15 protein-coding genes are annotated in these 14,524 nt (G+C 29.5%); 7 read left to right on the top strand and 8 right to left on the bottom strand.

The window, feature by feature from the left end; all coding sequences use genetic code 11:
* Nucleotides 1-55 precede the first annotated feature (55 nt).
* The 6 genes from Q9969_RS10955 to Q9969_RS10930 form a co-directional block, all read right to left on the bottom strand.
* On the bottom strand, nt 56-1,501 hold the full coding sequence (locus tag Q9969_RS10955) for an energy-coupling factor ABC transporter ATP-binding protein (RefSeq protein ID WP_342766076.1): 1,446 nt from the start codon (nt 1,499-1,501) through the stop codon (nt 56-58).
* Nucleotides 1,494-2,213: an energy-coupling factor transporter transmembrane component T gene (locus tag Q9969_RS10950; protein ID WP_305557712.1), complete on the bottom strand. Its 720-nt coding sequence runs from the start codon at nt 2,211-2,213 to the stop codon at nt 1,494-1,496. Before Q9969_RS10950 ends, Q9969_RS10955 begins: the two co-directional genes overlap by 8 nt.
* A 10-nt stretch (nt 2,214-2,223) precedes the next feature.
* Nucleotides 2,224-2,805, bottom strand: coding sequence for an MptD family putative ECF transporter S component (locus Q9969_RS10945; RefSeq protein WP_305557710.1), 582 nt, complete (start codon nt 2,803-2,805; stop codon nt 2,224-2,226).
* 47 nt (nt 2,806-2,852) lie between these two features.
* Nucleotides 2,853-4,598: an ABC transporter ATP-binding protein gene (locus tag Q9969_RS10940; RefSeq protein ID WP_305557708.1), complete on the bottom strand. Its 1,746-nt coding sequence runs from the start codon at nt 4,596-4,598 to the stop codon at nt 2,853-2,855.
* Nucleotides 4,599-6,389, bottom strand: a complete 1,791-nt coding sequence (locus tag Q9969_RS10935; protein ID WP_305557706.1) for an ABC transporter ATP-binding protein — start codon at nt 6,387-6,389, stop codon at nt 4,599-4,601.
* Nucleotides 6,390-6,608: 219 nt separating this feature from the next.
* Nucleotides 6,609-7,559 (bottom strand): AraC family transcriptional regulator, encoded by a 951-nt coding sequence (locus tag Q9969_RS10930; protein ID WP_305557704.1) that lies wholly within the window; start codon nt 7,557-7,559, stop codon nt 6,609-6,611.
* An 82-nt stretch (nt 7,560-7,641) separates the two neighbouring features.
* Between Q9969_RS10930 and hisA the strand changes: the two genes are divergently transcribed.
* From hisA to pyrI, 5 genes are read left to right on the top strand one after another with little or no spacing between them, the layout of a single operon-like run.
* Nucleotides 7,642-8,382, top strand: a complete 741-nt coding sequence (gene hisA, locus Q9969_RS10925; RefSeq protein ID WP_305557701.1) for a 1-(5-phosphoribosyl)-5-[(5-phosphoribosylamino)methylideneamino]imidazole-4-carboxamide isomerase — start codon at nt 7,642-7,644, stop codon at nt 8,380-8,382.
* A 1-nt stretch (nt 8,383) separates the two neighbouring features.
* Entirely contained in the window at nt 8,384-8,845 is a 462-nt protein-coding gene (locus tag Q9969_RS10920; protein WP_305512845.1) for an adenylyltransferase/cytidyltransferase family protein, read from the top strand.
* Nucleotides 8,846-8,857: 12 nt separating this feature from the next.
* Nucleotides 8,858-9,880, top strand: coding sequence for an N-acetyl-gamma-glutamyl-phosphate reductase (argC, locus tag Q9969_RS10915; RefSeq protein ID WP_305557699.1), 1,023 nt, complete (start codon nt 8,858-8,860; stop codon nt 9,878-9,880).
* Nucleotides 9,881-9,898: 18 nt separating this feature from the next.
* On the top strand, nt 9,899-10,384 hold the full coding sequence (locus tag Q9969_RS10910; RefSeq protein ID WP_305557697.1) for a flavodoxin domain-containing protein: 486 nt from the start codon (nt 9,899-9,901) through the stop codon (nt 10,382-10,384).
* Between the two features lie 8 nt (nt 10,385-10,392).
* Nucleotides 10,393-10,863, top strand: a complete 471-nt coding sequence (gene pyrI / locus Q9969_RS10905; RefSeq protein WP_305512839.1) for an aspartate carbamoyltransferase regulatory subunit — start codon at nt 10,393-10,395, stop codon at nt 10,861-10,863.
* Nucleotides 10,864-10,866: 3 nt separating this feature from the next.
* Here the strand turns inward: pyrI and Q9969_RS10900 are convergent, their stop codons facing one another.
* Complete coding sequence (locus tag Q9969_RS10900; protein WP_305557695.1) at nt 10,867-12,069, bottom strand: GMC family oxidoreductase; 1,203 nt, start codon at nt 12,067-12,069, stop codon at nt 10,867-10,869.
* Between the two features lie 117 nt (nt 12,070-12,186).
* On the opposite strand from Q9969_RS10900, the gene Q9969_RS10895 reads away from it, so the two are divergent.
* Together Q9969_RS10895 and Q9969_RS10890 are read left to right on the top strand one after the other, a co-directional pair.
* Complete coding sequence (locus Q9969_RS10895) at nt 12,187-12,648, top strand: hypothetical protein (RefSeq protein ID WP_305557693.1); 462 nt, start codon at nt 12,187-12,189, stop codon at nt 12,646-12,648.
* A 352-nt stretch (nt 12,649-13,000) separates the two neighbouring features.
* Nucleotides 13,001-13,477, top strand: coding sequence for a hypothetical protein (locus tag Q9969_RS10890; protein WP_305554059.1), 477 nt, complete (start codon nt 13,001-13,003; stop codon nt 13,475-13,477).
* A 208-nt stretch (nt 13,478-13,685) separates the two neighbouring features.
* Here Q9969_RS10890 and Q9969_RS10885 read toward each other — a convergent pair.
* Nucleotides 13,686-14,524 (bottom strand): SPFH domain-containing protein (locus Q9969_RS10885; protein WP_305557691.1); only part of this gene is annotated, 839 nt, incomplete at its 5' end.

The following is a 14,524-nucleotide window of genomic DNA, read 5'->3' as shown; positions in this document are numbered from 1 at the left end:
TGTCCATTCAATAATATATCAAATAAAGTATTTAAATTTAGGTATTCCCAAAAAATCAATTTCTTAAAAAGAATTTCTTTAATTTTGCCTCATCGGTTTTATAATTGTCAATAATTTCCCCACCACAGAAATGCAATATATGAGAACAGGCCTCCATAATTAACTCGAAGTCATGAGTTATAATAAATGATGTGATTCCCATTTTTTGAAGATAAACAAGGTTTTGGCTAACTTTCATCATATTTTTTAAATCAAGCCCACTTGTTGGTTCATCAAAAATTAATATTTCTTTTTTAGAAGCAATTGCAGATGCAATAGCTACTCTTTGTTTTTCTCCCCCAGATAAAGCCATAGGATGAGAATCTTTTAAATCAATCAAATTCAAGTTGGTTAAAATTTCTTCAGCGAGTTTTTCATTTTCCTCATCCATACTTAATAATACTTCATCTAAAACACTTTCAGTAAATAACTGATGATTTACATCTTGCATTACCATATATGTCTTTTTTAATCTGTCTTTTCTTTTTAACACTTTACCCTCGAAAAATAGCTCTCCTTTACATGATCTTTTAAGACCACATAAACAATTTGCAAAAGTGGATTTTCCAGCGCCATTTTTCCCAATAATTGCTATTATCTCATTTTTTGGAATTTTAGCATTCTCAATATTTAAAGCTTGAGTTTTGCCATAATTAAGTTTAAAATTTCTAAGTTCTAAAAATTCATTTTTTGAAGAATAATAATTCTTTCTTTTGCAATTTATATTATCTAAGTTTAATTGTCTTAAACCCAATTTTCTATAATCTAAATTTTTAAAATCAGAAGCTGAATACTCATTAGCAATTTTTCCATCTTTTAAAAAAATTACTCGATCAATAACATCTTTTAAAAAGAATAATTTATGTTCTGCAATGATAACTGTTTTACCTTGTGATTTCCATTTCTTTATGATATCTTCCAAATTCCAACTTGATTGTGAATCTAAATTAGATGAAGGTTCATCTAAAACTAAAATTTCTGGAAAAGTGGCTGAAACCGAGGCGCAAGCAATTTTCTGTTTTTCACCACCAGATAATTTAAAAATATTTTTATCAAGCAACTGTTTTAAATCAAAATCATTTACAACAGATTTTAATCTATTTTTAATTTCATTTTCTTCAAAACCCAAGTTTTCACATCCGAAAACTAATTCAGAAGTAGTATCCACATTGAAAAACTGTGTTTTGGGATTTTGAAAAACCGAACCAATATGTTCTGAAATTTCATATATTGGCAATTTACTAACTGATTTATCATTTAAATAAACTTCACCTTCCCTTTTTCCATCAAAAAAGTTAGGAATAAGACCATTAAAAAAACGAGTCATTGTTGTTTTTCCACAACCAGACTCGCCACAAAGAAGGATAACCTCACCTTTTTTAATATTTGAATTAATGTCAGTTAAATTATTCCCATTGCCATTATTCCCATAGGAAAATGAAACTTTATCCATTTTAAGCAAATAATCTACCTCCAATGAAATTATAAATATAAAATCCAAAACCAATAAAAGTAATAGCTAAAAGTAGGAAATCCCATATTTTAAATTTAACTTCATATAAATGAGTTCGCTGTTTAGGATTACTTAGGCCTCTTGTTAGAGAAGCCGCAGATAGTTCATCTGATGTTTTAACAGCACTAATCAAAATTGGAATCATATAAAACTCAACTAGTTTTAACAGATTTTTTAGAGATTTAAAGTTTAAACCAAATCCTCTCATTTTCATTGCATTAGTAATTGATTTTATTTCTTCAATAACTGATGGAATATATCTAAACACGACTGAAAGTGGAATAATAATAGATTTGGGCACCTTACTTTTTTCCATTGATGTCACAAATTCACTTACTTTTGTTGTATTTATTGTATAATATCCCATCATCATAATGGACAACATTCTAGTGGCAATATAACTAAAAGACACAAACAATATTGTTAAAATACCTGTTGAAGTTGGAAGAATGAAATTTTGAAGACATTTAGCAATTATGTAGATTATAATGTATATTACTGCAGATTTAACATGATTGGAAAACAATAAACAAATACATGGAATTAAAACTAAAATACCACTAATATATAATGAAACATCATTAAAAACCATGAAACTTAACAATACAAGAATAATAATTTTGGTTCTTGGATCAATATTAAAATTCAGTTCTAATCCCATCAATATCGCCTTAAGCTATACCTGCTTTTTCAAAGTGTTTTTTCAATACCAATTTTCCAATATATGCACTTAATAATCCAAAGACGAATGTTAGAACTATTAGTACAATGCAAAACTCTGGTTTTAAGAATGGGAGAACAAAATCCACATATTCCTTGCCCATTGAAGCGGCCATAGATTTTATATAATAATCTCTTAAAATGAAAAATGGCAACATATTACCCATTATACCCAATATAAAAAATCCATAACTAACAATAACATGTTTAATAGATGAATAATTACCCATTTTTAAGATACAATCTGCAATTAAAGCACTGGAAGTAAATATGATTAATGGAACCCATGTATGACCACTTAAAAACATCACAATTCCTAAAATTAAACCCATCAAAGTAACCATTCCAAATTTAGAAACCCTAGTTATAAATAACATATATGGGATTCCACAAACCAATGCTATAATAATTGGAAGCGCTACCATTATTCCAGGTATAAAACCTAACATTCCGAAAATAAAAATTACTACAGTCAACATCACTGAAAAAATACCAACAGTGATTAAGTCTTTTATATTAAATCTTTCACTCATTAAAATTCCTCCGAAGTTTTTGTTAAATATTGAATAATGAAGAATGTTTAAATTTCCCATTCTCCACTTAATTTTTGTAAATCCACCATCTTTTTAAATAATCCGTCATTAGCTATTAACTCATCAGGTGTTCCTTGTTCAGCGATTTTACCATCATCCAAAACAACGATTTTATCTGCATTTGCAATAGTACGCATTCTATGAGCGATAATCATGACTGTTTTATTTTTAATTAAAGTGGATAAAGCTTTTTGAATTTTTGTTTCGTTTTCTACATCTAAAAAGGATGTAGCTTCATCTAAAAGGATAACATCAGCATCTTTAAGTAAAGCTCTTGCAATAGAAATTCTTTGTCTTTGACCACCAGACAATAACTCGCCATTTTCACCAATGACCGTATTATAACCCTCTGGAAGTTTTTGAACAAATTCATCACATTCTGCAAGTTTAGCTACTTCAATTACCTCTTCGTCAGTTGCATCTTTTCGGCCAACACGTATGTTTTCTAAAATAGAATCATTAAATAATACAACATCCTGGAAAACGATTGAAAAGTTTTCTAGAAGTTTTTCGGAATCTAATTTAGATAAATCCTGACCTCCAAGAGATACTGTACCAGAAACTGGATCCCAGAATCTCGCAGATAATTTAGATAGAGTACTTTTACCTCCACCAGAAGGTCCTACAAGTGCAGTTACTTCACCTTGATGAGCTGTGAAATTAATATCAGTTAAAACGTCTTTTAAATTGTCATAATTAAAATTAACCTCATTAAATTCAATATCATAACCATCTAATGAATAGTCAATCAATCCGCCTTCAATAACTTGGCGTTCAATTTCCTTACTTCTATCAATTTTATTATCCATAATCAATATTTCAGCTAAAAATAGTAATCCATTTTCAACTGGATTATATATTGATGCAGCAGCAATTAAAAAGATTAAAAGTGTATAAATTGAAATCTGACCATTCATTATCAAATATGAACCTACAAAAATTACTGAAATAATTCCTAATTTTAAAACAATATTTCCAGTAATAACTCCTACAGATGACATCAATTCTGATTTAATTCTTGACTTCTCAATATTAGATGTGATTCTAACTAGTTTAGAATAATAATCATTTTCATAATTATATGATTTTAAATCACGAATTGAATCTATACATTCTTGCATAGAATCTCCACATTCAAGTAAATCAGCCATTACAATATTGGAACCTTTTTTAATTATTTTTCTTGAAATAAATAATATTAAAAATGCAACTGGAACCACCCATAAAAGTGCAATGCCTAATCTCCAATCAAAGATCAATAAACCAATTGCAACAAATATTAATGAAACAATAGAACCAATCAATTGTGGAATTGCATGTGAAAAAACATGCTCTAAATCAGTACAATCATTCATAATTGTTGATGTTAAATCTGCTAAGTCTCTTCTTTCAAAAAAGGATAACGGCAGCTTCCTTAAATTTTCACCAAGATTGATTCTTCTATTTTCACTTTCAATATAGGTAGTATTATATACAAAATGATATTGTTTCCATGAAAGTGCAAATATGATTCCTAAAACAATTAAAATTGCTACAATAAACATCCCCAAGTTAGGATCAATTATCTCACCACCAATTAACGGATTAATCCATATGTAAAGTAATGCTGCATATAATCCTACTGGAAACATGAATGAAATGTTCTGAAGTGATGTGTATATTATTCCTTTAATTAAATTATCAGCACCTTTTTTAGTTAGTCCAAATCTTTCAATAAAATATTCGGATAACATTTAAATCACCTCACTTTTAACTTTCCATTGAATAGAGCGATTAAATTCATCCCACATTCTTGAATACAATCCTTCATTTTCAACTAAATCATCATGATTACCTTCTTCTACAATCCTTCCATTATCAATTACAAATATCTTATCTACATTTTTAATAGTAGATAATCTATGTGCAATCATAATAACAGTTTTATCTTTTGTAATTTCTGAAATTGCTTTTTGAATCATGTATTCATTTTCAGGATCAGACAATGCAGTTGCTTCATCTAAAATAATTATTGGAGCATCTTTAAGTATTGCTCTTGCAAGAGCTATTCTTTGTTGTTGACCTCCTGAAAGATAGGTTCCTTCACTTCCGATTATAGTATCAATTCCTTCAGGAAGATCATCTATAATATCATCACATTGTGCAAGGCTTAAAGCTCTTCTAACCTCTTCTCTTGAAGCACCTTTGCGACCAATTGCTACATTTTTGTAAATTGAATCTTTAAATAAAGTGGTATTTTGGAATACAAAGGAAATATTTTCCATTAACTCTTTTATGGAAATATCCTTTACATCAACATCCCCTATTTTAATGGAACCCTGATTTACATCCCAAAATCTTGGAATTAAAGAAGCGATTGTAGTTTTACCTCCACCAGAAGGTCCGACCAATGCAATTGAATCATTTTCATTGATTTTTAAATTAATATCATTTAAGATGTGCTCATCTGAATCAGTATTTTCATAATCAAATACAACCCCTTCAAACTCTATTGAATTATTTTTAGGTTTTTGAGGATTTGAAGATTCAACTAACGGTTCTTCATTTAAAATTTCCTCAATACTGTCAAGGGCATGAGATGCAAGCATCCAATCCTGTGAAACCATCATAATTTTATTCATCATTACTGCACACATTGGTGTAAATATTACATAAAATATAAAATTAGATAAGAATTTTATATCAATAAGGGATCCGGCAAGTAATATTCCTGCTGGAATCAACAGCGCAAAAAATCCGTTAATAGATACAGTGAATGCAGTCATTGGAAGTTGAGTTGACAAAGCATAATTTGCTGAAAATCTTCCATAATTCCTAATTGCATCAATGAAATTTTTAAATGAAAAAACAGTTTGTTGAAATGCTTTTGTAACAGGTATTCCCCTTACATATTCAACTGCTTCAGCATTCATTTTTTCCAAGTATATTTGATATTGAATCATTAAATTTTGTGATTCACCTGAAAACATTGGATACATCAATATAAAACACAATATAATTGGAATAAGACAAATTAAACCTAATAACCAATCGAAACTAAATAATAATATTAAAAATACTATTGGAGTTACAACTGCCCCCACAAAATCAAATATCTTATGAGCAAGGAATCCTTCAGTTTTTGAAGTACTGAAATCAATGACTTTTCTCAAACCACCACTTGTATGATTTGAAAAGTATCCTAAAGGCAGGGTGAGCAAATGGTTCATGGCTGCATTTTTCATATTTTTTTCGTTTCTAAAAGCTGACAGGTGAGTGCACATCAAACCAACGAAATTAATTAAAATCCCCAAAAATGCATAGAGAAATGCTTTAAATGCATATTCCCCTAAGTTTTGTGCTTGAGAAAAATTTGGAGCCACCATCAATATCTCATTAACAACATCCCAAATATATACAAAAGGAATTAACAAAAATATTGCACTTATAGCTGATAATACACAACCTAAAATGGTTAAATATTTATAATTTCCAGAATAATTCAGTAATCGGATAAATTTATTTTTATTTTGAGCGTTTGGCATAAATATCTCCTTAAACTCTAATTTAGGTTTGCCTAAAAATTTAAAATAGTCTGAAAAGACAACCCATTTAAAATAAATTAAAAATCTAATAAAAGAGAAACTTTAGCTATTTTTTAAAACATAACTTAAACAAACCTATTTTCATTTATAAAGTTAATATTAAAAAGTATATAAATATATTTGAACTAAAAAGACATAAAATATACCAAAAGGACAATATTAAATTTTGTAGTCCCTTGGTGTGCAACCAACATACTCTTTAAAAGCCTGGCTAAATTTTGAAGGAGAAGCATATCCAACCATTTTTGATATTTCACTAATAGAATAATCCCCTTCTTCAATTAATTTGCAAGCATAATCAAGTTTATACTCTTTTCTCCATTTAAAAATAGGTTTTCCATAAACTTCCTTAAAACAATTCTTAATAGAAGTTTTACTAATACCATACTTCTTAGCAAGCTCTTCAATGGTGATTTTACTTTCTAAATCATTAATCAAATCATTATGAACATGATTAATTATATCTGCTTGTTTTTTGGATAATGAAATGGATTCATCCTTTGAAAAATCAGTTATTGAGAAAAATAATAATAATTCACAACATTTTAATTTATAATAAGAATCTTTAATTCTTTCATCAACATTGTATAATTCACCAATTACATGATCTATTTTATCATTAGATCTAGCTAGCATATACCCCTGAGAAGAATATAAACTTTCATATAATCCAATCAAATCAAAATCCGGGATATATTCCTTAATATAATCATTAGCAATATCTACATCAATGAAAATCTCCAAACCTTTATAATAGTTTAATGGAAAATCAGAAATAGATTTAGTTAAATTGTAAACGCTAACGCATAAATCTCCTTTTCCAAAATAAACCGTTTTATCATCAGCAACTTCATATGAATATCTGCCTTCCAAGCAATGATTAATTTCCAATAATCGATTATTAACTTTTTCTTCAATAAATAAATCATTTATATTCTCGACATATACATCAATATAAGAAATTACAATTCCTGGAAAAATTGAATATGTCACCAGTTCACCGTATTCAGAATTATTTCCCAGCTCAAATGTCTTTTTTAATCCTTCATCAACAATATTAAAATCAGAAATTACAACTTTGCCAAACAGTTTATAGAGATTTTCATTCATAATATTAACTATATAATCAATACATATAAAACATTTCAAAATTATAAATAATAATATAATAAAATATTACAGGAAAATCCAAATGTCATTTAAAAAAGATGAAATGTTAATAATGCCTGCAGTCGATATAAAAAACGGCAAATGTGTTCAGCTTGTTCAGGGAAAACCTGGAAGCGAAATGGTTGAAATAGAAAACCCCGAAGAAATTGCTCTCCATTGGCAAGATTTGGGAGCTAAAACTATACATATTATTGACCTAGATGGAACAATTGATGGAGTTGTCAACTTTCCAGTGATTAAAAAAATCTTAAAAGAAATATCAGTTCCGATTCAACTTGGCGGCGGGATCAGAAATGTTGAATATGCTAAAAAACTCTTAGATTTAGATATTGAAAGATTAATAATTGGAACAATGGGAATTCAACACCCTAAAACCATTGAAGAACTTTCAAAAGAATATGGTTCAGACAGAATTATGATTTCGCTTGACAGTAAAAACAACAAAGTGGTTATTAAAGGATGGCAAGAAAAAATTGATAAAAGCCCATCAGAATTATCTAACGAGTTTAAAGAACATGGTGCAGGCAGTATTTTATTTACAAACGTTGACGTTGAAGGATTATTAGGTGGATTTTACACTGAACCCGTAGAAGAGTTAAAAAAATCTGTAGATTTGCCAATCGTGTATTCAGGTGGAATCACCACAATAGAAGACATCAAAAAATTAAAGGAAAGTGATGTGGAAGGAATTGTAATCGGTTCTGCACTTTATAAAGATAAAATTGATTTAAGTGAAGCTTTAAAATATCAAAAGAGGATTTAAAATGAAAGTAATGGCGACCGGAACGTTCGATATACTCCACCCAGGACATGGGGTTTACTTAGAAGAGTCAAAAAAACTTGGTGGAGAAGATGCTGAGCTTTATGTTGTTGTGGCAAGAGATGCAACAGTTAAGAAAAGAAAAAGAATACCTATTGTTGGAGAGGACCAACGTTTAGAATTAATTAAAATGTTAAAGCCTGTAACTGACGCTTATCTCGGTGATGCAAATGGAGATATCTTTAAAATTGTTCGTGAAATCGACCCGGACATTATCACAGTTGGAGCTGATCAAATACATAACATTAGTAAATTACAGGAAGCAATTGATAAAAGAGGATTAAAAGCTAAAGCTATGCGAATAGAAAAATATCGCGATTGTGAACTTGACAGCAGCTGCAAAATTATTAAAAAAGTAAAAAGAACCAACTTTGAAGGTAAAATTTTAGATAATTGTGAAGATTAAGGAGATTAAGAAATGTTTAATATAGCAATAATAGGAGCAAGCGGATATACCGGTGGAGAACTTTTAAGAATGCTTTTAAACCATCCTGAAGTAGAAGTAACTGACATTACCTCAAGACAATACGATGGTGCCCCTGCACATAAAGTTCACCCACATATAAGAGATTCAGGGCTTGTATTTACAAATAAAAGTCCTAGTGATTTAGATGCAGATGTTGTATTTACTGCAACTCCTCACGGAGCATCAATGAAAATTGTACCGGAAATCTTAGAAACTGGAGCTAAAGTAGTTGATTTAAGTGGAGACTACAGATACCGTGATAGAGAAATTTATGAAAAATGGTATGGGATGGAACACACTGATAAAGAAAACAAAGGCGCTTTTGGACTTCCAGAATTATACAGGGATGAAATTAAAAAAGCGAATCTTATTGCAAATCCAGGATGTTTTCCAACTGGAGCCATTTTATCCTCATATCCATTAGTTAAAAATGATTTAGTTGAAAGAATCATTATTGATTCAAAAACTGGAGTTAGTGGAGCCGGAATAAATCCATCCAGCACAACACATTACCCAAATATTGCGGATAATGTAAATCCATACAAAATATCCTCTCACAGACACATGTCTGAGATTCAACAAGAATTACATGGATTTGATGATGTTAAAGTATCATTTACCCCTCACTTAGTACCGGTAAACCGTGGAATTCAAACTACAAGCCATAGCTTTTTAAATGAGAAAAATATAGATATTACACCAGAAGAAATAAGAAAACTTTACGAGAAAGAATACGGTGAAGAATTCTTCATTAAACTTATGGACGAAGGAGAAATCCCGCACCTAAGTTCTGTACGCGGATCTAACTTCGTACATATTGGAGGATTTGAAATTGATGAAACTGGAAGAATAATAATGTTATCATGTATTGACAATCTCGTTAAAGGAGCATCGGGTCAAGCTATTCAAAACATGAACATTATACTTGGAATTGATGAAACCTTAGGATTAACACACTTTGGTCTTCATCCTTAAATTCGAAGGAGGTTGAATATGAAAAGAGTTATAATCTATTATTCACAAGGTGGAACAACAGATTTGATTGCAAAAACATTAGCTAAACATTTAAATGCAGATTTAATAAGAATTTATGATTTAAAAAATCGTGAAGGATTAAGAAATAAATTGATTTCATCAATTAATGCATTTAGAGAAACAAAAACCGAAATTATTCCTGCTCAAGTTGATTTAAGAGATTATGACACAATATATTTCGGAACACCTACCTGGTCAAGAAATCCCACCCCTGCAATATTAACTATAGTCGACAGATGCGACCTAAGAACAAAAGATGTTATTTTATTTGCTACAATGGACAATCGTGGAAATTCAAACATTGAAAGACTTGAAGAAAAAGTTAAATTGCGAGGAGGAAGAGTTATTGAAAGCTTTAGTATCCAAACTAAAGACAAAAGTCCTGAAAAATTAGTTAATGATGCTGAAGCAATGATCGAAATTAAAGATTTAAAAATGTATTAGGTGCAAACATGAAAAAATCAGAATTGAAAATTAAAGCTATTGAAAATGGCACTGTAATTGATCACATTAGTGCTAATAAAGCACTACACATCATTAAAATATTAGGATTACCAGATTCTGAAACTAAAAATGTTACAGTAGCTATGAATGTTTATTCTGGAGAAATTGGTAGGAAAGATATTGTAAAAATTGAAAATAGAGAATTAGACCCTAAAGAACTTAATCAAGTAGCTTTAATTGCGCCTAAAGCAACTATTAACATTATCAGAGATTATAAACCAATTAAAAAAGATAAAATTGTTCTCCCAGATAAAATTTCCTCAATAATCAAATGTACCAATCCAAAATGTATCACAAATTACGAGAATGAACCAATTATACCCTATTTTAATGTAATCAACAAATACCCTCCTGTTGTTAGGTGCCATTATTGTGAAAAATTAATAAAAACAGAAGCTATTGATAAGCAATTTGAATAATGTTTATCTTATATGATCTGCTAGTCTTTTTGATAAGGCAAGTATTGTCAATATCAGTGGTTTTCCAGGAGATATTGGCAGTACACTTGCATCACAAACAAATAAATTAGAAATTTTTGTTTCCAAATTCCCATCCACTATTTTCCCTATTTTTGCAGTTCCACCAGGATGTGCTCCTCTATAAACTGTTGAACCGATAGTTTTTGGGTCAACACCTGCTTTTTGTAAGATAAACCCTGCAGTAGCAACTCCTTCAGCTAAATATCTAATATCATTTATAGTATTAATCTTAACAACATCTCCAGCATCATCCACATAACCTTTACACTCATCAGATGTTTTTACCATGATACTTAATATATCCCTATCAGTTACGGAATCATCATCAATATTTCCACGAATAAATGAGGAAAAGTGAGGCGACAATACAAAATTTCTACCAATTACAAAACCTGCCATTTGTACTTCACTATTAAAATTAATATCTTTTATGTATCCTCCAACACTTACAAACGGATCAAAGAATATTTCACGACCAGCATCTTTTATACCCGAATTTCTTAAAATTAATGTGGAACTAATAGCGCCAGCAGATAATACTACTTTATCTGCTTCAATAATTTCTTCATTAGCATCTTTAATATATTTTACACCACAAACTTGATTATTTTCATTAATAATTTCAATTACTTCAGCATCACATATTAATCTAGCTCCAGCATCGACTGCTTCATCAATAAAGTCTTTTCCAGACCATTTTGCATCTACTGGACATCCCAATGCACATTTTCCACATTGAATGCACTCATCTTCTCTAATTGATTTAGGCATTTTTAGTGTTTCAAGCCCCATTTCTCTTCCGGCATCTAGAAACGCCTGAGTTCCCCTACCAATATGAGAATCATCAAGTTGATGAACATCAATTAAATCCTCAACATACTTATATTCATCTGTTAAATCAATACCATATTCATGTAATTCACTATCCAATGCCCTTACCATATTGGACATTGAAACAATAGTTGCACCACCAATGCAAGTGGCTGTTAGCAAATCTATATCATTAGAATATTTATCATAATAGTCAAATGCATCTTTTGAATTTATATAAGGTCCTTTTTCTAAAATAGTTACTGAAACACCGTTTTTTGCAAGTTCACGAGCTATTAGAGCCCCTCCCGCTCCAGTACCTATAACTACAAACATTCAATCACCAAAATATTTCATTAACAATGGTTATATAAACTTTGATCTATAAAAAAATTATGTTTTATCAGTTAAAATATATTAATACAACAAAATAAATATTTATATGGTGAAATTATGAAAAATGAAATTTTAATTGCAGTTTTAATTTTAATTTTCACAATAGGAATTGTATCTGGAGAAGATATAAATATAAATTCTATAAAGGCACCTGATTCATACAAAACAATAGATGATGACACACTTGAATCTCCCCTTACTAATTTACACATTGATATAGACGATTTTGAATTAGAATCAGATGATAACGATACCGACGATAAATGGTATAAAAACAATACAAATTGTAATTATACTGTAGTTAATGGAACTATCCACAATACATTTAATTTCACAGATGAAATAAATCAAAGGTATGGTTGTGTTGAATTAATTAAAATTAACGGAATACCAACTACTATCACTGTTTGGGGAGTTGAAGGGACTCCTGATAAAATCATCAGCAATGCCAGTGAATGTCTTGAAAAAGTAAATGAATTAAACAGCTTTGAACCCATCGATCCTTCAAGTTACAAATAATATTAAATTATTATTGAGTCGGTCCAATAAATAATTTTTTCTAATTTTTTTATTTTTTTTATTAAAGAGTGTCCGCCAAAACTCAAAAATTAATTTTTGACAAATACAAATAATGCTTCAATTGTAAAAAATAAAGAAAATGTTGCCTAGATGAATTTGCTTTTGGCGGACACCCAGTTAAAAATAAAAAAATGCAGCTATTAGATAAGAAAAATTAAATTTTTATGCAATATAATCAAAGCGTATAGTATAATTGAACAAAAATACTGATAATTAATTTGACAGACCTAAATCATATATCTTTATTTATAAATACTAACAAAATTATTAGCATATGCTAGGAGGTATTAAAATGAAGAAGAGATATATTTTGTTCTTGTTATCAATATTTTTGATGGCTATAATTGTATTAGGTTCAGCTTCTGCATTTGACTTTGGTTCTTTATTTGGTGGAGATAATTCTTCAGAAGCTCAAAATGTTACTATTGATGGTGTTGATTTTCAAATTCCCGCAGGTTATACTGAAAATGAAAAATTAGCAATAAACAATCAAACTAACAGCAGTGCCGGCATTACATACACATCAAATGGAAAAACTTTTACAAATGATGATAATGATGTTATTTCCATTATTGTAGCTTTGTATGATGGACAAAAAGTTGATGATGAGTTTGCAGGATATTTAGGTGGAAATAAAACTACATACAATGGTCAAACTGGTTATTTGCTTGAAAATTCAAACATTTACATGTTTAATTATGCAAGGGATGGAAAATTAGTTATAATTACATCTACTGACGGTTCTATTTTTAAAGATGTAGTAATTTAATCTGTTTAATTTTTATCTAATGTTGCTCATTAGATATTATTTTTTTTATTTTTTTAGTATTTCAAAAATACGATTTAAATTTATTGTTTATGCATATAACTTAAATTTTAGTTAAAATAACTTATACATAACTAACATGTGATTTAATGTCTTTGATAATTTGGTGATTAATGTATAAATGAAAAAAATAAAAATGTGAGAATAAAAGTTATTCCTCTTTATTATCTTTAAATAGTTCAGCTATGCCTGCAACTGAAGATAAAACACCACTTGATTCAAATGGTAAAAATACTTTTGAAGCTTTTCCATTAGCAATCTTTTCTAAAGATTCCAAGTATTTGATAGCTATAAGGCCATCATCAGGATTTCCTTCATGAATTGCAGCATATACTTTTTCAATAGCTAGAGATTCACCTTCTGCTCTTAAAATTGAAGCTTGTTTATCTGCTTCAGCCATTTTTTTAATAGATTCTGCTTTACCTTCTGCTTCTAAAATAGCGGCTTGTTTATCTCCTTCAGATTTTTTAATTTCGGACTGTTTGTAACCTTCAGCTTCGAGAATTGATGCTCTTTTCATTCTTTCTGCTTTCATTTGTTTACTCATTGCTTCTACAATGTCTTGTGGAGGTTCGATTTTTTGTATTTCTACACGTACTACTTTACTTCCCCATTTATCTGTAGCTTCATCTAATACATCACGTAATTCCGCATTAATCATTTCACGGGAAGTTAATGTTTCATCGAGTTCTAAATCTCCGATTATGTTTCTTAAATTTGTTTGTGCAAGTTTTGTAATAGCTTGGTAAAAATTAACTACATTATATTTGGCATTAAATGCATCTACAACTTCATAAAAAATTACACAATCAACAACAACTACTGTATTGTCCTTTGTAATTACTTCCTGAGGAGGAACATCAACTACTTGTTCCCTTAAATCTACCTTTTCTAAATTTTCAAAAAATGGAATTAATACAACCACACCACTTGAAACTGTTCTATTATATTTTCCAAGTCTTTCAACAACACCTTTTTCATAGGGTCTGA

It is taken from the genome of Methanobrevibacter sp. V74 (genome assembly GCF_963082495.1).
Taxonomy (GTDB): Archaea; Methanobacteriota; Methanobacteria; order Methanobacteriales; family Methanobacteriaceae; genus Methanocatella.
Note: the sequence above shows the minus strand (reverse complement) of the source record. Positions and strands in the feature narration are given on the sequence as shown.

Bases quoted from the DNA above. Each gene is read 5' to 3' on its own strand.
- pyrI (WP_305512839.1), top strand. From the start codon at position 10,393: ATGAAAAAATCAGAATTGAAAATTAAAGCTATTGAAAATGGCACTGTA.
- Q9969_RS10920 (WP_305512845.1), top strand. From the start codon at position 8,384: ATGAAAGTAATGGCGACCGGAACGTTCGATATACTCCACCCAGGACAT.
- Q9969_RS10950 (WP_305557712.1), bottom strand. From the start codon at position 2,213: ATGGGATTAGAACTGAATTTTAATATTGATCCAAGAACCAAAATTATT.
- hisA (WP_305557701.1), top strand. From the start codon at position 7,642: ATGTCATTTAAAAAAGATGAAATGTTAATAATGCCTGCAGTCGATATA.
- Q9969_RS10940 (WP_305557708.1), bottom strand. From the start codon at position 4,598: ATGTTATCCGAATATTTTATTGAAAGATTTGGACTAACTAAAAAAGGT.
- Q9969_RS10895 (WP_305557693.1), top strand. From the start codon at position 12,187: ATGAAAAATGAAATTTTAATTGCAGTTTTAATTTTAATTTTCACAATA.
- Q9969_RS10935 (WP_305557706.1), bottom strand. From the start codon at position 6,389: ATGCCAAACGCTCAAAATAAAAATAAATTTATCCGATTACTGAATTAT.
- argC (WP_305557699.1), top strand. From the start codon at position 8,858: ATGTTTAATATAGCAATAATAGGAGCAAGCGGATATACCGGTGGAGAA.
- Q9969_RS10890 (WP_305554059.1), top strand. From the start codon at position 13,001: ATGAAGAAGAGATATATTTTGTTCTTGTTATCAATATTTTTGATGGCT.
- Q9969_RS10900 (WP_305557695.1), bottom strand. From the start codon at position 12,069: ATGTTTGTAGTTATAGGTACTGGAGCGGGAGGGGCTCTAATAGCTCGT.
- Q9969_RS10930 (WP_305557704.1), bottom strand. From the start codon at position 7,559: ATGAATGAAAATCTCTATAAACTGTTTGGCAAAGTTGTAATTTCTGAT.
- Q9969_RS10945 (WP_305557710.1), bottom strand. From the start codon at position 2,805: ATGAGTGAAAGATTTAATATAAAAGACTTAATCACTGTTGGTATTTTT.
- Q9969_RS10910 (WP_305557697.1), top strand. From the start codon at position 9,899: ATGAAAAGAGTTATAATCTATTATTCACAAGGTGGAACAACAGATTTG.